18 protein-coding genes and 2 tRNA genes are annotated in these 19,585 nt (G+C 68.6%); 14 read left to right on the top strand and 6 right to left on the bottom strand.

Annotated elements, in window-relative coordinates:
- Window positions 1-51: 51 nt before the first annotated feature.
- The 6 genes from gyrB to ABGB11_RS03895 all read left to right on the top strand — a co-directional run bounded on the left by gyrB (window position 52) and on the right by ABGB11_RS03895 (window position 7,053).
- Window positions 52-1,989 carry a DNA topoisomerase (ATP-hydrolyzing) subunit B gene (gene gyrB / locus ABGB11_RS03920; RefSeq protein ID WP_347628861.1) on the top strand — a complete coding sequence of 646 codons (1,938 nt, stop codon included), beginning with the start codon at window positions 52-54 and terminating at the stop codon, window positions 1,987-1,989.
- A gap of 85 nt (window positions 1,990-2,074) precedes the next feature.
- A complete protein-coding gene (gene gyrA / locus ABGB11_RS03915; RefSeq protein ID WP_347628859.1) occupies window positions 2,075-4,579 on the top strand; it encodes a DNA gyrase subunit A in 2,505 nt (834 codons plus the stop codon).
- A gap of 42 nt (window positions 4,580-4,621) precedes the next feature.
- Window positions 4,622-5,683: a DUF3566 domain-containing protein gene (locus tag ABGB11_RS03910; RefSeq protein ID WP_347628857.1), complete on the top strand. Its 1,062-nt coding sequence runs from the start codon at window positions 4,622-4,624 to the stop codon at window positions 5,681-5,683.
- A 91-nt stretch (window positions 5,684-5,774) separates the two neighbouring features.
- Window positions 5,775-5,851, top strand: a tRNA-Ile gene (locus ABGB11_RS03905).
- 221 nt (window positions 5,852-6,072) lie between these two features.
- Window positions 6,073-6,465, top strand: a complete 393-nt coding sequence (locus tag ABGB11_RS03900) for a VOC family protein (RefSeq protein WP_347628855.1) — start codon at window positions 6,073-6,075, stop codon at window positions 6,463-6,465.
- Between the two features lie 339 nt (window positions 6,466-6,804).
- Window positions 6,805-7,053 (top strand): hypothetical protein, encoded by a 249-nt coding sequence (locus tag ABGB11_RS03895; protein ID WP_347628853.1) that lies wholly within the window; start codon window positions 6,805-6,807, stop codon window positions 7,051-7,053.
- Between the two features lie 1,606 nt (window positions 7,054-8,659).
- On the opposite strand, the gene ABGB11_RS03890 is transcribed toward ABGB11_RS03895, so the two are convergent.
- Window positions 8,660-9,016 (bottom strand): ADP-ribosylation/crystallin J1, encoded by a 357-nt coding sequence (locus ABGB11_RS03890; RefSeq protein WP_347628851.1) that lies wholly within the window; start codon window positions 9,014-9,016, stop codon window positions 8,660-8,662.
- A 1,587-nt stretch (window positions 9,017-10,603) separates the two neighbouring features.
- Entirely contained in the window at window positions 10,604-10,816 is a 213-nt protein-coding gene (locus ABGB11_RS03885) for a VOC family protein (RefSeq protein WP_347628849.1), read from the bottom strand.
- 627 nt (window positions 10,817-11,443) lie between these two features.
- Here ABGB11_RS03885 and ABGB11_RS03880 point away from each other — a divergent pair.
- Genes ABGB11_RS03880 through ABGB11_RS03870 form a run of 3 tightly spaced genes read left to right on the top strand, consistent with a single transcriptional unit; the run spans window position 11,444 to window position 13,483 of the window.
- The gene (locus ABGB11_RS03880) at window positions 11,444-11,677 is read left to right on the top strand and encodes a hypothetical protein (RefSeq protein ID WP_347628847.1); all 234 of its coding nucleotides are present in this window, start codon (window positions 11,444-11,446) and stop codon (window positions 11,675-11,677) included.
- Window positions 11,634-12,542 (top strand): AraC family transcriptional regulator, encoded by a 909-nt coding sequence (locus ABGB11_RS03875; protein ID WP_347628845.1) that lies wholly within the window; start codon window positions 11,634-11,636, stop codon window positions 12,540-12,542. The genes ABGB11_RS03880 and ABGB11_RS03875 overlap by 44 nt, the downstream gene beginning before the upstream one ends.
- 26 nt (window positions 12,543-12,568) lie before the next feature.
- Window positions 12,569-13,483, top strand: coding sequence for a DMT family transporter (locus ABGB11_RS03870; RefSeq protein ID WP_347628843.1), 915 nt, complete (start codon window positions 12,569-12,571; stop codon window positions 13,481-13,483).
- Window positions 13,484-13,558: 75 nt separating this feature from the next.
- Here the strand turns inward: ABGB11_RS03870 and ABGB11_RS03865 are convergent, their stop codons facing one another.
- The 3 genes from ABGB11_RS03865 to ABGB11_RS03855 form a co-directional block, all read right to left on the bottom strand.
- On the bottom strand, window positions 13,559-15,352 hold the full coding sequence (locus ABGB11_RS03865; RefSeq protein WP_347628841.1) for a M64 family metallopeptidase: 1,794 nt from the start codon (window positions 15,350-15,352) through the stop codon (window positions 13,559-13,561).
- 126 nt (window positions 15,353-15,478) lie between these two features.
- A complete protein-coding gene (locus ABGB11_RS03860; protein WP_347628839.1) occupies window positions 15,479-16,270 on the bottom strand; it encodes an SDR family NAD(P)-dependent oxidoreductase in 792 nt (263 codons plus the stop codon).
- 17 nt (window positions 16,271-16,287) lie between these two features.
- Complete coding sequence (locus ABGB11_RS03855) at window positions 16,288-16,497, bottom strand: hypothetical protein (protein WP_347628837.1); 210 nt, start codon at window positions 16,495-16,497, stop codon at window positions 16,288-16,290.
- A gap of 220 nt (window positions 16,498-16,717) precedes the next feature.
- On the opposite strand from ABGB11_RS03855, the gene ABGB11_RS03850 reads away from it, so the two are divergent.
- The 5 genes from ABGB11_RS03850 (at window position 16,718) to ABGB11_RS03830 (ending at window position 18,876) form a co-directional block, all read left to right on the top strand.
- Complete coding sequence (locus ABGB11_RS03850; protein ID WP_021592723.1) at window positions 16,718-16,837, top strand: DLW-39 family protein; 120 nt, start codon at window positions 16,718-16,720, stop codon at window positions 16,835-16,837.
- Between the two features lie 22 nt (window positions 16,838-16,859).
- On the top strand, window positions 16,860-17,573 hold the full coding sequence (locus tag ABGB11_RS03845) for an HAD-IA family hydrolase (RefSeq protein WP_347628834.1): 714 nt from the start codon (window positions 16,860-16,862) through the stop codon (window positions 17,571-17,573).
- An 8-nt stretch (window positions 17,574-17,581) separates the two neighbouring features.
- On the top strand, window positions 17,582-18,436 hold the full coding sequence (hemC, locus tag ABGB11_RS03840; RefSeq protein WP_347628832.1) for a hydroxymethylbilane synthase: 855 nt from the start codon (window positions 17,582-17,584) through the stop codon (window positions 18,434-18,436).
- Between the two features lie 3 nt (window positions 18,437-18,439).
- Entirely contained in the window at window positions 18,440-18,583 is a 144-nt protein-coding gene (locus ABGB11_RS03835) for a hypothetical protein (protein WP_347628830.1), read from the top strand.
- Between the two features lie 217 nt (window positions 18,584-18,800).
- A tRNA-Ala gene (locus tag ABGB11_RS03830) sits at window positions 18,801-18,876 on the top strand.
- Window positions 18,877-18,925: 49 nt separating this feature from the next.
- Here the strand turns inward: ABGB11_RS03830 and ABGB11_RS03825 are convergent.
- Window positions 18,926-19,462: a site-specific integrase gene (locus ABGB11_RS03825; RefSeq protein WP_347628828.1), complete on the bottom strand. Its 537-nt coding sequence runs from the start codon at window positions 19,460-19,462 to the stop codon at window positions 18,926-18,928.
- Window positions 19,463-19,585 lie beyond the last annotated feature (123 nt).

Genomic DNA, 19,585 nt, shown 5'->3' with positions numbered 1-19,585 from the left:
GCGCCTCCCTCGGGCGCGGAGCGGCGAACATCCCCGGCAGGAGGATCTCCTTTGGCGTACGACGCTAGTTCGATCACTGTCCTTGAAGGGCTTGAGGCGGTTCGCAAGCGCCCGGGCATGTACATCGGCTCGACCGGTGAGCGCGGCCTGCACCACCTCGTCTACGAGATCGTGGACAACGCGGTCGACGAGGCCCTCGCCGGCTACGCCGACAACATCGTGGTCACCCTGATGGCCGACGGCGGCGTCAGCGTGGACGACAACGGCCGCGGCATCCCGGTCGGCGAGCACCCTGTGGAGAAACGCCCGGCCATCGAGCTGGTGCTGACCACGCTGCACGCGGGCGGCAAGTTCGACGGCAAGTCCTACGCGGTCTCGGGCGGCCTGCACGGGGTGGGCTCGGCCGTGGTGAACGCGCTGTCCACCCGGCTGGAGGCGGAGGTCCGCACCGACGGCCACTTCTGGCGCCAGTCCTACACCTGGCAGGGGCCCGAGACCGAGCTCCAGAAGGGCGAGGAGACCTCCGAGACCGGCACCCTCATCCGGTTCTGGCCCGACCCGGAGATCTTCGAGACGACCGAGTGGAACTTCGAGACCCTCTCCCGCCGCATGCAGGAGATGGCGTTCCTCAACCGCGGCCTGTCCATCACGCTGCGGGACGAGCGTCCCGACCACGTCAACGGCGAGCCGCACGTCGTCCGGTACCACTACGAGGGCGGTATCGAGGACTTCGTCCGCTACCTCAACGCGCGCAAGGACGCCGCGCACGAGTCGGTCGTCTACTTCAACGATGACACGACCGGCATGTCGGTCGAGATCGCGATGCAGTGGAACTCGTCGTACGCCGAGTCCGTGCACACCTTCGCCAACACGATCAACACGGCGGAGGGCGGCACCCACGAGGAGGGCTTCCGCGCGGCGCTCACCACGATCGTCAACCGGTACGCCCGCGACAAGGGCCTGCTGCGCGAGAAGGACGACAACCTCACCGGCGAGGACGTCCGCGAGGGCCTCACCGCGATCATCTCGATCAAGCTGGCCGACCCGCAGTTCGAGGGGCAGACCAAGACCAAGCTCGGCAACACCGAGGCCAAGTCGTTCGTGCAGCGGGCCTGCAACGTCTACCTGCGCGACTGGTTCGAGGAGAACCCCGGCGAGGCCAAGGAGATCATCAACAAGGCGTCGCAGGCGGCGCGGGCGCGGGTCGCGGCGCGGCAGGCGCGCGACCTGACCCGCCGCAAGAGCCTGCTGGAGTCCACGTCGCTGCCCGGCAAGCTGTCGGACTGCCAGTCCACCGACCCCGCCAAGTCCGAGCTGTACATCGTCGAGGGCGACTCCGCGGGCGGCTCCGCGAAGGGCGGCCGCAACCCGCACTTCCAGGCGATCCTCCCGATCCGCGGCAAGATCCTCAACGTGGAGAAGGCGCGGATCGACAAGATCCTCAAGAACAACGAGGTGCAGGCGATCATCACGGCGCTCGGCACCGGCGTGCACGACGAGTTCGACATCACCAAGCTCCGCTACCACAAGATCATCCTGATGTCGGACGCCGATGTGGACGGCCACCACATCAACACGCTGCTGATGACGCTTCTGTTCCGGTTCATGAAGCCGCTGATCGAGGCCGGGCACGTCTACCTGTCCCAGCCCCCGCTCTACAAGATCAAGTGGGACGTCCGGGGCAACGAGGCCGACTACGCCTTCTCCGACGCCGAGCGCGACGCGATCATCGAGGCCGGCATCGCCGCCGGGAAGCGCGACCCCCGCCCCCGCGACCTGGTGCAGCGCTTCAAGGGCCTCGGCGAGATGAACGCCAACGAGCTGTGGGACACCACCATGGACCCCGACAACCGGGTCCTGCTGCAGGTCCAGCTGGACGACGCCGCGCAGGCGGACGAGCTGTTCAGCGTGCTCATGGGCGAGGAGGTCGAGCCCCGCCGGGAGTTCATCCAGCGCAACGCCAAGGACGTGCGCTTCCTCGACATCTGAGGTACCCGCCTGGGCCGGGCTCCCAGCGGCCTGACTCCCGCAGGCGGAAGTACTTCGTTCCCACCGAGCAGAAGAGGTCTTGAGAGTGACGGACGTGACCGCAGAGGGCGGACACCCGGGCGAGCGCATCGAACCGGTCGACATCCAGGTCGAGATGCAGAAGAGCTATCTCGACTACGCGATGTCGGTCATCGTCGCGCGCGCGCTGCCAGAGGTGCGCGACGGCCTCAAACCCGTGCACCGCCGCGTCCTGTACGCGATGTACGACGGCGGCTACCGTCCCGACCGCGGCTACTTCAAGTGCGCCCGCGTCGTCGGCGACGTCATGGGGAACTACCACCCGCACGGCGACTCCGCCATCTACGACGCGCTCGTCCGGCTCGCGCAGCACTGGTCGATGCGGTACCCGCTGGTCGACCCCAACGGCAACTTCGGCTCGCGCGGCAACGACCCCGCCGCGGCCATGCGGTACACCGAGTGCCGCATGGCGCCGCTGGCGATGGAGCTGCTGCGCGACATCGACAAGGAGACCGTCGACTTCTCCCCCAACTACGACGGCCGCTCGCAGGAGCCGGACGTCCTGCCGTCCCGGTACCCGAACCTGCTGGTCAACGGGTCCGCCGGCATCGCGGTGGGGATGGCGACGAACATCCCGCCGCACAACCTGCGCGAGGTCGTCGACGGCGTCCGCTGGTACCTGGACAACTACGGCGCGTCCGACGAGGAACTGCTCGAAGCGCTGATCGAGCGGATCAAGGGCCCAGACTTCCCGACCGCCGGCCTCATCGTCGGCCGCAAGGGCATCGAGGAGGCCTACCGCACCGGCCGCGGCTCGATCACCATGCGCGCCGTCGTCGAGGTCGAGGAGATCCAGGGCCGCACCTGCCTCGTCGTCACCGAGCTGCCCTACCAGGTCAACCCGGACAACCTCGCCCTCAAGATCGCCGACGGGGTGAAGGACGGCAAGCTCGACGGCATCGCCGACGTCCGCGACGAGACCTCCGGCCGGACGGGGCAGCGCCTCGTCATCGTCCTCAAGCGGGACGCCGTCGCCAAGGTCGTCCTGAACAACCTGTACAAGCACACCCAGCTGCAGGAGACGTTCGGCGCGAACATGCTCGCGCTGGTCGACGGCGTGCCGCGCACCCTGCGCATCGACCAGTTCGTCCGGCATTGGGTCGCGCACCAGATCGACGTCATCGTCCGCCGCACCCGGTTCCTGCTCCGCAAGGCCGAGGAGCGCGCCCACATCCTGCGCGCCCTGTTGAAGGCCCTCGACCGGATCGACGAGGTCATCGCGCTGATCCGGCGGTCGCCGTCGGCGTCGGAGGCGCAGCAGGGCCTGATGTCGCTGCTGGAGATCGACGAGATCCAGGCGCAGGCCATCCTCGACATGCAGCTGCGCAAGCTCGCCGCCCTGGAGCGCCAGCAGATCACCGACGAGTACGACAAGCTCATGGCGGAGATCGCCGACTACAACGACATCCTCGCCTCGCCCGAGCGGCAGCGGCGGATCGTCGGCGACGAACTCGCCCCCATCGTCGAGAAGTACGGCGACGAGCGGCGCACCGAGATCATCCCGTTCGACGGCGACGTGTCCTACGAGGACCTCATCGCCGAAGAGGACGTCGTCGTCACGATCACCCGCGGCGGCTACGCCAAGCGCACCAAGACCGACCTGTACCGGGCGCAGCGGCGCGGCGGCAAGGGCGTCCGCGGCGCGCAGCTGAAGCAGGACGACATCGTCGACCAGTTCTTCGTCACCACGACGCACCACTGGATCCTGTTCTTCACCAACAAGGGCCGGGTCTACCGCGCGAAGGCGTACGAACTGCCCGACGCCGGACGCGACTCGCGCGGCCAGCACGTCGCGAACCTGCTCGCCTTCCAGCCGGACGAGCACATCGCCCAGGTGATGGACCTGCGCGACTACGACGTCGCCCCCTACCTCGTCCTCGGCACGAAGAAGGGCCGCGTCAAGAAGACCGCCCTGCGCGACTTCGACTCGCCCCGCACCGGCGGCATCATCGCGATCAACCTGGTCGACGACGACGAGGTGATCGCGGCGCGGCTCGTCTCGTCCGACGACAACCTGCTGATGGTCTCCACCGGCGCCCAGGCGATCCGGTTCCGCGCCGACGACGAGTCGCTGCGGCCGATGGGGCGCGCCACGTCCGGCGTCATCGGCATGCGGTTCGACGAGGACCAGGAGGTCCTCAACATGCTGGTCGTGACCGACGCCTCGGACGACGTCCTGGTGGCCACCGAAGGCGGCTACGCCAAGCGCACCCGCGCGGACCAATACCCCCTCCAAGGGCGTGGGGGTAAGGGGGTCCTCACCGCTAAGATCGTGGAATCGCGGGGCATGTTGGTAGGGGCCTTGATGGTGGGCCCGGACGACGAGGTGTTCGCGATGACGTCGAACGGCGGCGTCATCAGGACCACCGCCGCCGAGATCAAGCAGTCCGGCAGGCAGACCATGGGCGTCCGCCTGATGAACCTCGCGGACGGTGACAGCGTGGTGGCCATCGCGAGGAACGTAGAGTCCATGGAGGACTCGGACGACGCGGAAGGGACCGACGGTGAGTGACGCATCCAGCATCGTCACCGAGCCGCTAGGCCAGGAGGACACGTGAGCACCGAGCCCGGCAACGACCAGGACGGGCCCGGCACGGGCGAGAAGGACGAGGCACCCGCCAAGCAGGCCGACTCGAAGCAGAAGCCGTCCGCCGGCAAGCCGGCGGCGAAACCCGCGTCAGGCAAGCCGGGCGGTTCCAAGCCGGGGGCGAAACCCTCCGGCGCCAAACCGGCCGCGAAGCCGGGCCGGACGGTCGCCGCCGCGTCCGCCAAGTCCTCACGGGACGAGACGAAGGTCGACATCGAGTCCGACAAGGCCGGTTCCGGGGCCGAGGAGACCAGGACCGACCTCGCCCACCTCGGCGACGAACCGGACACGCCCGAGATCGCCCCGGTCAAGGACACCGCCGAACCGCCCAAGGACGGCAAGCCGAGGACCGCGTCCGCACCCTCCTCACCGGCCCCGCCCGCCGCGTCCAAGCCTGCGGCCTCCACGCCGGCGGCGTCCGCCTCCGGCCCGGCGGGCTGGGCCAAACCCGCCGAGCCGTCCGGATCGGTCTCGACAGGACGTACGGACAAGCCTTCGAAGCCGTTCAAATCGGCGGGCGCCGACTCGTCGTCGCGCTCCAACTCCGGAGGCGGCGGCATCCGCGGCTTCGCCGGCACCGTCCTGAAGGACCGCCCGTCCACGTCCGTCACCCCGGCGAACAGCACGCCCGCGAAGGCGTCCAACGGCAAGCCCGCCCGCAAGGCCCAGCTGCAGCTCTCCCGCCTGGAGCCCTGGTCGGTGATGAAGTTCAGCTTCGTCATGTCGCTGGTCTGCTTCGTCGTCCTCCTCGTCGCCGTCATCGTCCTGTACGCGATCCTGTCCGGCCTCGGCGTCTTCGACGCCATCAGCGACACGATCAACAGCCTCACCAAGGAGCAGGGCGAGACCAGCAGCAGCGTCGACGCCGGCAACTGGTTCTCCTTCTTCCGCGTCTTCGGCTACACCGTCCTCGTCGGCGCCCTGAACGTCCTGCTCATCACCGCCCTCTCCACGGTCGGCTCCGTCATCTACAACCTCGCCGCCGACCTCGTCGGCGGCATCGAGGTCACCCTCAAGGAGGCCGAGTAACCCGCACCCGCCGCCGCCCCGAAACGATTTCCGGTTGCCCGCCCAGATGGGGTAACCTCTCGTTGCGCCGCCAGGGGCGGCGGCACACCCCGGGCCTATAGCTCAGTCGGTTAGAGCGCATCCCTGATAAGGATGAGGCCGGTGGTTCAAGTCCACCTAGGCCCACCAGATCAAAGACCCCCACCGGGTACCGGTGGGGGTCTTTTGACGGCAACCGTGACGGCAACGGCCCTAGCTTTCCGAGTTGCCGAACAGTTCCCCGGCTACTCTGCCGAGCCCCGGGCTTGGTGGACGGCGGCCGGGATGGGTCCACATCCGGCTGACGGCGGTCACGGGTGCGTGCCGCTGCTGAGCCATGCGCCCCTCGGCAGCGGCGCTACTCTCATGCAGTGCGGCTCAGCCTGATCACGATCGTTGTGGACGACTACGATCAAGCCATCGAATTCTTCACCACGTCCCTGGGCTTCGACCTGGTCGAGGACTCGCCATCACTGACCAACGACGGCCGTCCGAAACGCTGGGTCGTCGTCCGGCCGCCGGGCGCCGAAACCGGCATCTTGCTGGCCCGTGCGGACGGTGAACGTCAAGCCGGTGCCGTCGGAAACCAGGTGGCCGGCCGCGTCGGATTCTTTCTCCAAACGGACGACTTCGATGCCGCCTACGAACGCATGACGGCCGCCGGAGTCAACTTCGTCACCGAGCCCCGCACAGAGGCCTACGGACGGGTCGTCGTCTTCCTCGACATTGCCGGCAACCGATGGGACCTCCTCGGTCCCGCCTGACGAACCACGAACTCGCCTCCGGCCGGATCTCCGACCCCGAGCAGATCAGCCGGAGGTGAGGTTCGGCAGGTCAGGGGAGCCGAATGGCACGCGGCAGTCATCTCTCTGTTTCGCCACAGATTGCGCGACGACACCGGGGCGGCGGCACGGCGGGGCGCAGCGCGAGCCGCCCGGCAGGACGGGCACCGAGCCAGCTGATCATAGGTTGGGACGTCCCCGGACCCGCCCGGGGCGGTGACGTGGAACCCAGGTCACCGTGTCGTCGCGCACCCGGTGCGTTGGCCGGCTCTTGTGGTGATCCAAAGTTCTGTGCAGTTGTTCCTTCTCGGGTTGAGCGTGATGAAGGAGTATGACTGCATGTGGTGGATGGTGATTGTCGGCTTCATCGCTCTGTTGCTCTTGTTCGCGGCTATTTTCGACCGGCGTCTCAAAAAGCGGGGGCATCGGTTCCGAGACGGTACGGCGATGATGGAGGAGGCGCGCGAGAACCGTCGTGACATGCGGGCCTGGGACAGGGGCTCACAGGGTCATAGCGGAGCGGACTTGTCATGGACCGCTGACCGTCGCCGTCGCGGCAAGGACCGCTGATCGACGGGACTGGGCAGTAGGCGAGGGATGTGCGGTGTTGGTGAATCAGCCCCAAGACGTCCACCCTCCCGCGTGATCCACAGACTCCTTCGCCGGACGCGGCGTTCAGGCTGCGATCCCGCAGCCCGCTGACCGGGTCACCCATCGTCCGCGACGAGGCCGCACGCGCACACCATGTGCCCCCAGGGAAGGCGCCGCTGGCGGTACAAGACGCCAGAGGGCGTCCCGAAGTCTCGCTGGCTGCGCCGCAGGTCCCATCACGGCCTGGACGCCGCGAAGCCCACGTCAAGACACCGGCACGCTTCGCAGACGGGCGGGGACGCCGCGGGCAGGTCGTCGCGGCGCTCCGCATCGGCGGCAAGCGCAGAAGAGCACCACCCACTGAAGCCGGTGCATGAGTCAGTCAGGCTGACCGCCGCCACGAGTCCCTCGCCCGAGGCCAGCGGACGGCGGCGACCCGCGGCCGCCAGCGCCTGGTGGGGGCGGCCAGCGCACCGTGGTAACGCCAGCCGGGCCTCCATGGCCGCAGTGCCGTCGGTCCCGCTCGGCGGCTTTCGTAACTCCGGCCTGCGAGTGGACGCCGCAGGCTACGGCGGTGTCAGCAAGCCACCAGTTGGCGGCCCGCGCCGGTGCCTGCCGGGAGCGCACGGCAGGCACCCCCCGACGGTACCGACAGGTCTGGGGCGCCCTCGGCGGTTGCCGGCCCATTCTGGGGACCGCCACCATCGCCACCGACAGCGCGTCGCACCGCCTCGGCGGTGGTAGGCGAGCGAAGGAGGCGGCCCGTTGCCCGCGCGGCCGTACCGGTCCGCGCAGCCGAACACACGAGCGCGCATGGCGGCCGAACGATGCGTTGACCGGCTTAAGCAATGGCGCTGCCCGACCATGCGAACCGTCAGGCTCGCTCGGCGCGGTGTCCGTTGAGTACTCGCCATGTTGCCCGTTGGGCAGGACGAAACCGCCGCTCGCTCCGTGGGCCTCAGGATCTCCAGCGTGTTCACCGGGATCACGCCTCCGCTTCGAACAGCATCACCATTGCACGCTCGCCCGAAGGATCCTCAGCACCACCTCGGCCGACCGTCTAGGACTCGATCACGATCACTACGATCCCACTGACGGATCTGGGAGACAGTCCCCAGGTGTGGACAGGTCAGGTCGATGTTCAGAAGGTGGTCGCCTGCTGAGATGTGGCTGCTGGCTGTCGGTGTGGGTGATCTTGCGGCCACGGCCTGCACGGAACGCAGTCAGCGGCCAGACGGCACTTTCGCCGGATCTTCGTTGATCTTGCAACGGCGGATTCGAAGGCTCGCTCGGATCGGTCGAGTAGTGGGACTCGGTGCTTGGTAGAGGCGTGGTTGCGCACCCGAGATTGGGGGACCGCCGCTCGCTGGCCATCGATACGGCCATCCGAACGCTGCGCGAGTCGAGGAGGTCTCTGGTGGCTACCTCACGGCGTCCCATCAGGCAGGAAGGGCGCTCACCGCCTCCGTGCCCTCGGGAGCGTCATCCGTTCGCGGTCCACAGAAGCCGCCTTGAGCGGACAGATCACAGAGGGTTATCCATAGAAGCAGGGGGTTTCTCCACAGGTTGTGGATAACTCGAATCGTCAGGCCGGAGGCTGGGCGTGGAACTCGTGGATCACCTCGATGCGGCCGACGATGTGCTCGTTGAACTCTTCGAGTTCCTCCGCAGGCACCCACAGTTCCAGGATGGTTCGGCCGCCGACCTGGCGGATCGGGTAGCGGGCGGCGAAGGCGGCGTCCACCTCGAATCGTGTCACGTAACCGGAGCCATGGGCGGGCACGTTCCAGTCGCGTGCGATCTTGATCGCGTACTCCTCGTTGAGGACGGGGTAGAAGATCGGTTGGTCTGGAAGACGCGACGGCCACGCCCTCCAGTCCGAGGCGCGCAGGAGCTCCAATTCGGCCGGGCCGACCGGACGCCAAAGGGTGCGGGTGGGCATCCGCAAAGTCTGCCCGGAGCGGACGTCCCAGGGCCAAGGCATTTACCGTGCGTTTCCAGCTCAGAATCAGGTCGAAGAGGGGGCGGAAGGGCGTCACCGTTCAGGCGCGACCAGATTCCCCCGGGCGCTCGCCGCCTGACCTCCTTGCCGCTCTTTCCACAACCTGTGGATAACTCGCGACGGAAGTGGCTCAGCGGAGGATGGCCCCAACAGAGGCGAACACTTCCACGTCTCTGTCCCGCCCGTGATCGCTGTAAGCGGTGGCAGTCGCTGCGATCACCCTCACATCATTCTCCACCTTCCCGGTCAAGCGCCCTGGAAGGACGCATCCTTAGGTTCGGGCGGTGAACGGTTTCGTCGTCTGCTGGACGGCGGCCGCCACTCGCGGATGCGAACTCGGAGCGCCGGGACCGGACGATCCGGGCTTCCGGCTGGACCTGCGGATAGCAAGCGGTGCGGCAACTCCTGGATGGGTGCGCGCTGATCAGGTTGGGACGGTGCGTGGGGGCTTGACTTGTCCACGGATGGCACCTCTGCCTGTGGAAACACGGCGACCGCAAGGATGACGGACTTATCGAAGTCGACAGCATCTCCCGACCCGGCCGACCGGCCTGAGAGTCGCCGAGACCTGGCTGAGCATTCACGGGCAGGCTGGCCCCAGGCTGCGCTTAGGCGGGACGGGCCAGGTGGACGGGCGTCACGTGCCGACCTGGAGGTTCGCCGCGGTGACATCGAGCTGCAGTTCTTCGGCTGGAAGAAGCACGATCCGGCGGCGTCCATGAACATGTGCTACGTCATCACAACGGACGTCGACGCACTGTATGAAGCGTTTCGTGGCGGGCCGCGGCCAGGGTCCTTGATCACCTGCTGGCCTCCGACGAGCCGCTGACGCCGGCCGAACGCCTGAAGGCCCTCGTCCTGCGCGCGGACGCGGCCGTCCAGCTGGAGGACTGGTCGCGCGCACGCGTACTCGCGGCGCAGGCCCGCGCGGTCGATCTCCTCGACCCGACCGGCCTGGAGGACGACCTCCACCGCTTGACCGACCTGGAAAGCGCGTCAGAACAGGCAGGTGAACCAGCCGAGTGAGGCGGGATCGGAGCGGCGGCACCACGGTTCCGGCCCGGCATCCGAAGCGTCCCCACCTGTGCCTCTGTTGGGGACGCGGCTGGGGATTGCTGTGGGCAACGCTGTCCACCGACCCGGTGAGGGTGTGGAGGGGATCCGCCCACAGGCTGTGAACGGGCTGTGGGGCGCACCGCCTCAGGAGTGGCCTAGTTGCAGGTCAGAGGCTTTTCCACGACGTGGATAACCTGACTCACGGTTGGGGGCGACCTGGGGAAGAATGGTGGACGCGGAGCCGGGCCGTCGTACCCAGGTTGTGCACGAGAGTTATCCACAGGTTGTGGATTCTGTGGATGTGCATGGCACCCCCGGCATGATGGACACAACGGCGATCGATGTCGCGTCAGCACCGTGGAAACCCCCGCTGTTCTGGGGATCCGCTTGTGGACGCGGCCTCTGGATCGCCCTGTACGACGATGAGGGAGGTGTGTGCGAAGGTTGCCCACAGCCTGTGGATGACGTGCCCTACAGGTCCTTCGCCAGCGGGTGCCGCGGCTGATAGATCGGCAACTCCGCTCCGCTCGGCAGTTCGATCGCCGCGAGCAGTCCCCACCCCTGGTCGCTGATGGGCGCGGCCACCTTGACGCCCTTGCCGGTGAGCTCGTCCAACGTGGCCCGGACGTCGTCGCACGCCTCGGCATCGTTGCTGTAGAGGATGACATGCGCACCATTGATCACGATTTCTCCTTTGATCACCCGCGATCCTTCCCTACCCCCACCCCCGTCGCCAGCCCACGGTTCTTCGCCGCGTTCGACGCGATCGTGGTCAGTGGCGCGCTGGATCCGGCGCCGGGGGCGGGCGCCCACCCAGCGCGAGTGTGCTCGGTCGACTCCCTGCCGAGGCCCTCCCATAACCGCGTCCGGTGGTCCGACAGGAACCATCGGCCGGCAGCGCGGCGCACGGGGAAGAAGCGACGAGGTCGCGAGTGCTCGCCGCACGCGTATCGCGTAGGGGACCTCGCCCGTCGTCCTCCCGGAGCGAGGCGTGGCTGGGCGCAGCCCTGTGCGATGGACAGCGACGCGGTGTCGAGGGTGGTAGCGGTGGGGCAAGGCGATATGCCGGGCGAGGGCCCCTCAGGTGTTCGTGGGTGTGTTGATCGGTCAGCTTGGAGCGGAGGATGAGGGGTCGGGGGTTGTCTGTTGGTTTGTGTATGACGCGCTTGATTCGGCTCTGCGGCGGAGGGCCGGAGGGGGCGAAACCGCCGACGGGGCCGCGGGTTTCGCGGGTTCGGGCCAGGGTTGAGCAGAAGGTAAAAGGTGCCCTCACCTGCGAACACCAGTTCGAATGCGTGCTACGCTCCCGCCATGGGGCAGTTGCTGAACGAGCCGGTTCGCACGGAGCACGACCGGGCGGGGCGGCTCACCGCGTACGAGTGGCGAGGGGCGCGCTACGCGGTGGACGAGGTGCTGAAGACCTACGGGACCGCCCAGGAGGGCAGGGTCTACCGGATGCGGGTCACCGGCGCCGAAGGCGTGGCCGTCGTGGAGCTTGGACGTGACGAGGACCGCTGGCGGATTCGGCACGTCTTCTCCGCGTGAGGCCGGTCCGCGGCGGGGCGACCGGACGCTGTGGACACGAGTCGACGGCGTCCAGGGGGCACCGCTCGACCTGCTGACGGCCCGGATCGGACGCCGGCACTACGCGCTGCACGCCCACGACGAGTACGCCATCGGCGTGACCGTCGACGGTACGGAGACGATGCGGTACCGGGGTGAGAAGGTCTACTCAGGGACCGGCAGCATCGTGGTGGTCGAGCCCGGCGAGGCGCACACCGGTGGTCCGGCGCATCCCGACGGGTTCGCCTACCTCTGCCTCTATCCCGGAGCCGATCTGCTGGGGGCCGCGACGACCGCCGGAGTCGAGGCGACGCCGCACTTCCGGGAACCGATCATCGATGACCCGCGGCTCGGTGAGTCCCTCCGGCTGGCCCACCGGGCGCTGAGGACGGGAGAAGACCCGCTCGAAGGCGAGTCGCGGCTGCTCGGGGTGCTCGGTGCCCTGGTCCGGCGGCATGCGACGTCCCGTCCCAAGCCGCCTCCCGGCCACCGCCGGGCCGAAGCGGCACGCATAGCGCAGGTGGTAGCGGCCCGGCTTTCCGACGAGATGATCGCCCCGCCGACCCTCGCCGAGGTCGCCGCCGACCTGGACCTCTCGCGCTACCAGTTGCTGCGCGCCTTCCGGGACGCGATGGGCATGCCGCCGTACGCATGGCTCGCCCAGCATCGGGTGGCCCGCGCGCGGACTCTGCTGGACTCGGGGCACAGACCGGCCGACGCGGCGACGCTCGCCGGGTTCGCCGACCAGGCCCATCTCACCCGCTGGTTCCGCCGCGTGGTGGGCGTCACTCCGGGCATTTACCGCAACTCCGTTCAAGACAGCCTGACCCGGCGTCCCGCATCCTGAACGTCCGTGCGGGATCGGAGGTCGGGTTGAGTCGCCGTGGCTGGGTGCTGTTCGCGCTGATGAGCGTGCTGTGGGGCATTCCCTATCTGTTGATCAAGGTGGCGGTCGAGAGCGTCTCGGTCCCCATGGTGGTGTTCGCACGGACGGCGCTCGGCGCGCTGATCCTGCTGCCGCTGGTGGTCAGGTCGGGGCGGCTCGCCGTGGTCCGCCGGCACTGGCTTGCGCTGCTGGCGTTCACCGCGGTGGAGATCCTCGGCCCGTGGGCGCTGCTGTCGGACGCGGAGAACCGGCTGACCAGCTCCATGACCGGTCTGCTGATCGCCGCCGTCCCGATCATCGGGGTGGTGCTCGCGCGGCTCACCGGCGACGCGGAGCGGCTGGGACCGGTGCGCTGGGCCGGGCTGCTGATCGGGCTGGCCGGCGTCGGCGTCCTGGCGGGACCGCATCTCGGCGGCGGCAGCGCCTGGGCGGTCGGCGAGGTCATGCTGGTCGCGCTCGGGTACTCGATCGCCCCGATGATCGCCACCCGGCGGCTGCACGAGCTCCCGAGCCTCCACATGGCCGCGTTCTCGCTGGCGATCGCCGCGCTCGTCTACACCGGCCCCGCGATCGCCACGTGGCCGGAGACCATGCCGAGCGGACGCGTCGTGGCGGCGCTGATCGCGCTCGGCCTGGTGTGCACGGCGCTGGCGTTCATCGTCTTCTTCGAGCTGATCCGGGAGGTCGGCACGTCCCGGGGCATGGTGTTCACCTACGTGAACCCGGCCGTCGCGGTGGCCGCCGGCGTCGTTTTCCTCGGCGAGCCCCTCACCGGGACGATCATCGCGTCCTTCGTGCTGATCCTCGGCGGCTCCATCTTCGCCACCGCCCGGCGCTCCCCGACCGCCCCGCCTCCGGCGCACGACGCCACCCCCACCCCCGAACCAGCCGCCGACCGCTGACTTCAGCCGGCTGCGGCGTCACCTGGGCGTCGCGGATGTTGGGGGCGGTGCAGTGGTGGTGTCCTGCGTGCGGGGTCAGCGGAGGGTGACGATGAACTTGCCGGGCTTGGCCGTGTTGCCGGACGGGTCGATCGCGCGGTACTCGATGGTGTGCCGGCCCTTGCCCAGCTTGCCGTAGGTCAGGCTGTCGATGACCGTGCCGTTCTCGGTGAAGAGCCAGGGGGCGGACGAGTCGGTCGGCCAGCCGAAGTAGTTGAACCAGCCGTCACCGTCCACGCGGAATTCGGACACGACGACGCCTGGGCGATCGTCCGAGCCGGTGAGCCGCATGGTGAAGGGACCGTTGAAGACATACTCGGGCGTGCGTCCAGGGCGAAGCGAGCTCTGTGCTGCCTTGGACAGCTCGTAGGTCACCGTCGGTTTCTGTGCGTCGATCGTCCAGGTGAGGCTCTTGGTTCCGACGCGGGCGACCAGCGTGTGGGTGCCCTTGGCCAGGCGGAACCGTCCGAGATCGATGTCCCGGTCGCCGCCGCGCACAGGTCGCCCGTCGAGCTCCCAGCGCACCTTCGGCACGCTCTGGTCAGGGTGGGTGGTTTCCACATACACGACGGACTCGCCCCCAACGGGCTTGTCGGTCGGAGTGGACGAACTGATATCGACGGGGACGGTGGCGGGCTGCGTGCTCAGGCCAGTGTCGACCGTCCAAGAGCGAACCTGCGTGAGAGCCGCCGACGACCTGATGGCCGGGTCTCGGACGAAACTGGTCGGGTCGGTGACCGTGACCTTGACCGTGTGCGTGCCCTTCTTCAGGTGCAGCTTCGACAGATCGAGGTTCGCGCCCCGCGCCACCGTCTTCCCATCGACCGTCCAGGAACGAGACAGTTGGTGGCCGGACGGGTGCATCGTCTCTACCCAGAGAACACGGTCGTCGCCCACAGGGGCGTCCGTTGGCGTGTGCGCCTGGACGAGATTCACCTTGGCTGACACCCGCTGGGTCATACGTTCACGCGCGACCTGGTCGTAGTAATAGCCGAGCGATTTCATCATCGAGTGCTGGCTCGGCCTCCACACGCCCTTACTGGAGTAGAGCCCGCCCTCGTACCGTCCGATGGTGCCGCCGGCCTCGCTCCGTTCACCGAGCCACCGCCACCATTTCGCCTTCTGCGCCTTCATTTCGCGCTCTGTCAGCAGCGTGTGGTGGATGGACTCGGGCTCAGGGCCGGTGTACGTCCCGCCGGGCACGCCCCGCTGGTAGTAGTCGTACTCGTCGTCCAGCCCGCCCAGAGAATGGCCGAGTTCGTGCGGAGCGATGAGAGCGGACATCGCGTTTCCGCCGGACGCCGTCGCATAGGCGCCGCCCGCGCCGCCGTAGGTGTCGCTGTTGGCGAGCGCGAGGATCTGCCGGTTTTCCGCCGTCGTCCCCTGGACGAGGTCCGCGTACGTCTTGGCCGCGTTGGAGTCCATGACGAGGAGACGCTGAATGCCGTCGTCTTGGCAACCGCTCCAGAACGCCATGCTCAGCGGGGTTTTCCGACGCGGTGAGGACAGCGCCGGGTCGCAGCTCACCCCCGATTCCCCCGAGGGGATTTCGACCGCGTACACGTTGATGTAGCTGCGGTACGACTTGAACGGCTCGATCGTCCACAGGTCGTTCAGATGCTCGGCGAGGTGGGTGCGGAATTTCGGCATGTCCGCCGCCGTGTAGCCGTCCCCCAGCACGACCAGGTTGAACCGCTTGGCGGGATCACCGGTGACCTGGACCGGCACCACTGTCGCGTCCGCGGGGTCGGCCGCCCGCGCGGGAGCCGCCGCCATCGACAGGACGGCCGCGGCCGCCGTCCCGATCACGATCGTCCTGCCCGTCCACATGCGCAGACCCTCCTCGCGCGCCGGAGGCGCACGCGGCGGGCGGGATGCGGCCCGGACGCTGCGCCGGCTCGGCCCGCTGATCAAGCGGGCCCGCCCGGATTATCGCCGGAAGATCCTGATTTGTCGCTACCGCTTGTGGCGCTGACCGTTCGCGAGGTTTCGCGAGACCCGGTGACCGCCCGCCCGCCGCTGCACCGCAGCCGACAGGACGGGCGCGACCCCGCCGATCCGGGCGCCGAGCCGCAGCCCGAGCGGCGCGACATCGACCTCCGCGATGTTCCGCTCGATGGCCCGGACGGTCGCCCGCGCCACATCTCGGGGCGTGCGCGTACCGATCCCCTTGGGCAGGGTCACGCCCGCCTCGGCGAACATCCCGGCGTCCCGGATGAAACCGGGGAAGACGGTCGAGACGCCGACGCCGTGCGGGCGCATGTCCTCCCGCAGCGCGAGCGCGAACCCCCGCATCCCGAACTTCGTCGCGTTGTACAAGGACGCGTTCCCGGACGCGGTCTTGCCGGACAGCGATGACACGAAGACCAGATGCCCGCGGCCACGATCGGCCATCTGGTCGGCCGCGAGCTTCGCCATCACGACCGGCGCCCGCAGGTTCACGTCCAGTACCCGGTCGATCTGCGCGATCGAGTACTCCGCCAGCAGCCCGGACGCGGGCAGCGCCGCGTTCGCGACCAGTACGTCCACGCGCCCGGCCTCGTCCAGCAGCGACTCGGCCGTGGCACGATCGGCCAGGTCGGCGACGATCGCGCGGGCGCCGAGCCGTTCCGCGAGCGGTTCCAGGACGTCCGCCCGGCGGCCCGTCAGGACGAGCCGTGCACCGCGATCGGCCAGCGCTTTCGCCAGGGCCTGGCCGATACCGCCGGTCGCGCCGGTCACCAGGGCGTTCGCTCCGCGCAGATCCATGCCGCGATGATGGCGGATCACATCCCGATGCGCCACAGCAGCAGGATGATCGACGACAGCACGAGCCCCGAGACGCCGAGGACCACCTCGCCCAGCGCGATCATTGCGGCGCAGCCCGTGGCCGTCGCGCCCGCGGCGAGCACCAGCCCGCGGCCTCCCGTCGCCCGCTCGTCCGGCACACCCATGTCGAACTCGCGTTCCCAACGCCGGAAGTCATCCTCTGCCATCGGCACTCCCGAAGGGTCGTCACCACGGATTATGCGACCGTCCCGGCGTCCCGGCGAGATGGCGAAAACGTGACAGCTTCTTTGGGACTGCTGGTCCGATGACGGCGAGTGGGTGATGATCGCCCGGCATCGGTTGCTAGGCTGCGGAGGGCCGGGGGAAGCAGACATCGTTCCGCATTTCCCGGGATTGACTTGATAGTCGAGGTGAAGGGGTCCCACCGTGAAGAAGCTGCTCGTCCTCGCCGTTGTCGCACTCGGTGGCTTCGCTGTCTGGCGCAAGCTCCAGCAGGACCGCGCCGAGCTGGACCTGTGGACCGAGGCCACGTCGTCCGACAACTGATCCGCCGGCGACCGGCCCCGGCGTGAACGAAGCAGAGCCGATCACCGTCGCCTGCCTCGATCTCGCCGGGACCACCGTCGCGGACGGCGACACGGTCGAATCCGCCTTCGCCGAGGCGATCGCCACCCTGGGGATCGTCTCCGGCACGGCGGCCTACGACCGTGCCCTCACCCGCTTCCGCGACTCCCGCGGCGGCTCGAAGATCGCCATCTTCCGCGCGCTCTTCGACGAACCCCGCGCCCAGGCCGCGAACCTGGCGTTCGAGCGGTCCTACGACCAGCTCGTCGACCGGCACGGCCTCAAACCCGTACCCGGCGCCGATGAGGCCCTGCGACGCATCCGCGGCGCCGGCGTGCGCGTGTGCCTGCTCACCGGCTTCGGCCGCAGCACCCAGGCCCGCATCCTCGACGCCCTCGACTGGTGGGACCGCGTCGACCTGACGCTCTGCCCCGCCGACGTCCCCCGCGGCCGCCCCTGGCCCGACCTCGTCCTGACCGCCGCCCTTCGCCTCGGCGTGGACGACGTCCGCCACATCGCCGTCTGCGGCGACACCGCCAACGACATGGTCACCGGCCGCCGCTCCGGCGCGTCCATCGTCGCGGGCGTCCTCACCGGCGCCCACGACCACGACCGCCTCCTCGACGCCGGCGCCACCCACATCCTCCCCAGCGTGGCGTCCCTCCCCGACCTCATCCTCCCCACCACCGATACCCCGACCCCCCACCACCCCGGGTAGGGAGCCCGGTGGAGGAGCGCCGAGGCCCAGCGCGGGTGCCCGCATGGTTCGGCGACTTCACCCGGAACCTGCCGGACCGGCCGCTGCGCCTCGGGTGCCGCAAGTCGCACCTGGCCCGCGCCTACGCCAACCGCGTCATCTCCGACCTCCGCCTTGCCGTGCCCGGCCTGCGCATCGAACTGGTCGAGATCATCACCTCAGGTGACCGGCACAAGGGCGACCTGTCCGAGCTGGGCGGCAAGGGCCTGTTCATGAAGGAGATCGACAAGGCCCTCACCATCGGCGAGATCGACGCCGCGATGCACTGCATGAAAGACGTCCCCGGGGACGTGCCGCTGCCGTCCGGGCTGGTGTTCGCCGCCTACCTGCAGCGCGACGACGTCCGCGACTGCATCGTCTGGCGCGAGGGCTCCAAGTACGCCCACATCGACGACCTCCCGTCCGCTGCCCGCCTCGGTACCTCCTCCGTCCGTCGCAAGGCTCAGATCCTCCGTCACCGGCCCGACCTGCAAGTCGAGCGGTTCCGCGGCAACGTCGTCCCCCGCATCGCCCGCCTGGACGAGTCCGACCTGGAAGGACTGGTGCTGTCGTGCGGCGGCGTGCACCAGGTCGGGATGGGTCACCGGGTCGGGCAGGTCCTGGACAGGGACCAGATGTGCCCGGCCGTCGGCGCCGGCGTCATCGGCGTGCAGTGCCGAAAGTCCGACGAAGGCATGGTCAAGCTCCTGCAGCTCATCGACCACGCCGAGACCCGCATCCACGTGACGGCCGAACGGGCGATGCTGCACGGACTCCAAGGGCACTGCAATTCCCCGATCGCCGGGCACTGCCACACCACGGAGGATGGGCAACTGTCCCTGTAGGGCATGGTGTTCACCGGGGAAGGCGCGAACTTCGCCCACGCCCACGAGTGGGACACCCGCGACCGAGCGTTCGAGCTCGGCGCGTACGTCGCCGGGGTCCTGAACCGCAAGGGCGCCCGCGACATCATCGGCGGCATCCCACAATGAACCACCGCGCTGGTCTGCTGCCCCCGATACTGGTGAGCGTGATCCGGGACGGGGTGAACGGGATGACCTCGGCTTGCATCAGACCTCCAGAGCCGTAGTCGCGCGCCGGTGCCCTACCGGCCGCCCCCGTCCGGAAAGCCTGTGCTGCTCCGACGGTGTACGATCGTCACCGGTTGCGCCGGTCCGGTGTCACCGCAGGTCAAACAACAGAAGACAAGGGGCCTTAGCTCAGTTGGTAGAGCACCGGCTTTGCAAGCCGGGTGTCAGGGGTTCGAATCCCCTAGGCTCCACCAGGCAAAACGCCCAGGTCAGAAGCCATGTTCCGACCTGGGCTCTCGCCTCTCACGATCTCTTCTTTTGCTTTCGTGCCCGTTGCGTGCCCGATCGCTTCTTTCCCTTGAGTTCAGCCTTGGCCATCGCCCTCAGGGTGTCGGCGATCTCCCGGTGCCGCTCGTCCGTCGCGTGGAGATAGATCGTGGCCGCGCGGTCGCTGGCATGGCCCATGCGTTCTTTGAGCTCTGGGAGCGTCGCCCCAGCGATGGCGGCAAGGGTGTTCCCGGTGTGGCGGAGGTCGTGAAACCGCACGTCCTTGAGCCCCGCCTTGTCCAAGGCTCGCACCCAATTGCGCCGGAAGTTCGCCCGCCGGAGCAGCGCCCCCTTACCGCCGACGAAGATGAGCCCCTCATCGCCGTCCTGGGCGAACTTCTTGACGTGCTCTCTCAGCTCGGGGAGGACGATTGCCGGAATGGGATGCGTCCGGACGCCCGCCGCAGTCTTTGGCGGTCCGAAGTGGAGCGGCCTGCCAGTCACCTCGACGAGGGTCCGCTCAACCCGCACGGTGCCGGCCTTGAGGTCGATGTCTTTCCGGCGCAGTGCCACGGCTAGAGCGCGAGCACCTGACCCATCTCACCCCAGCTGTCCGTGCTACGGGGGAACCTCAGCAGCTCTTGGAGGGCGGACGCCACCGGCCCCGCCACACGCGGGAGCTGATCAAGATCGATT

It is taken from the genome of Actinomadura sp. B10D3 (assembly GCF_039871695.1).
Taxonomy (GTDB): domain Bacteria; phylum Actinomycetota; class Actinomycetes; order Streptosporangiales; family Streptosporangiaceae; genus Spirillospora; species Spirillospora madurae.
The sequence above is the reverse complement of the archived record's forward strand: the minus strand, read 5'-3'. Positions and strand labels throughout refer to the sequence as shown.

What these genes read in the sequence shown, in the direction of transcription:
- ABGB11_RS03895 (WP_347628853.1), top strand. Translation starts at nt 6,805, where the DNA reads ATGAAGGAGTATGACTGCATGTGGTGGATGGTGATTGTCGGCTTCATC.
- ABGB11_RS03890 (WP_347628851.1), bottom strand. Translation starts at nt 9,016, where the DNA reads ATGCCCACCCGCACCCTTTGGCGTCCGGTCGGCCCGGCCGAATTGGAG.
- ABGB11_RS03880 (WP_347628847.1), top strand. Translation starts at nt 11,444, where the DNA reads ATGGGGCAGTTGCTGAACGAGCCGGTTCGCACGGAGCACGACCGGGCG.
- ABGB11_RS03865 (WP_347628841.1), bottom strand. Translation starts at nt 15,352, where the DNA reads ATGTGGACGGGCAGGACGATCGTGATCGGGACGGCGGCCGCGGCCGTC.
- ABGB11_RS03860 (WP_347628839.1), bottom strand. Translation starts at nt 16,270, where the DNA reads ATGGATCTGCGCGGAGCGAACGCCCTGGTGACCGGCGCGACCGGCGGT.
- ABGB11_RS03855 (WP_347628837.1), bottom strand. Translation starts at nt 16,497, where the DNA reads ATGGCAGAGGATGACTTCCGGCGTTGGGAACGCGAGTTCGACATGGGT.
- ABGB11_RS03835 (WP_347628830.1), top strand. Translation starts at nt 18,440, where the DNA reads ATGGTGTTCACCGGGGAAGGCGCGAACTTCGCCCACGCCCACGAGTGG.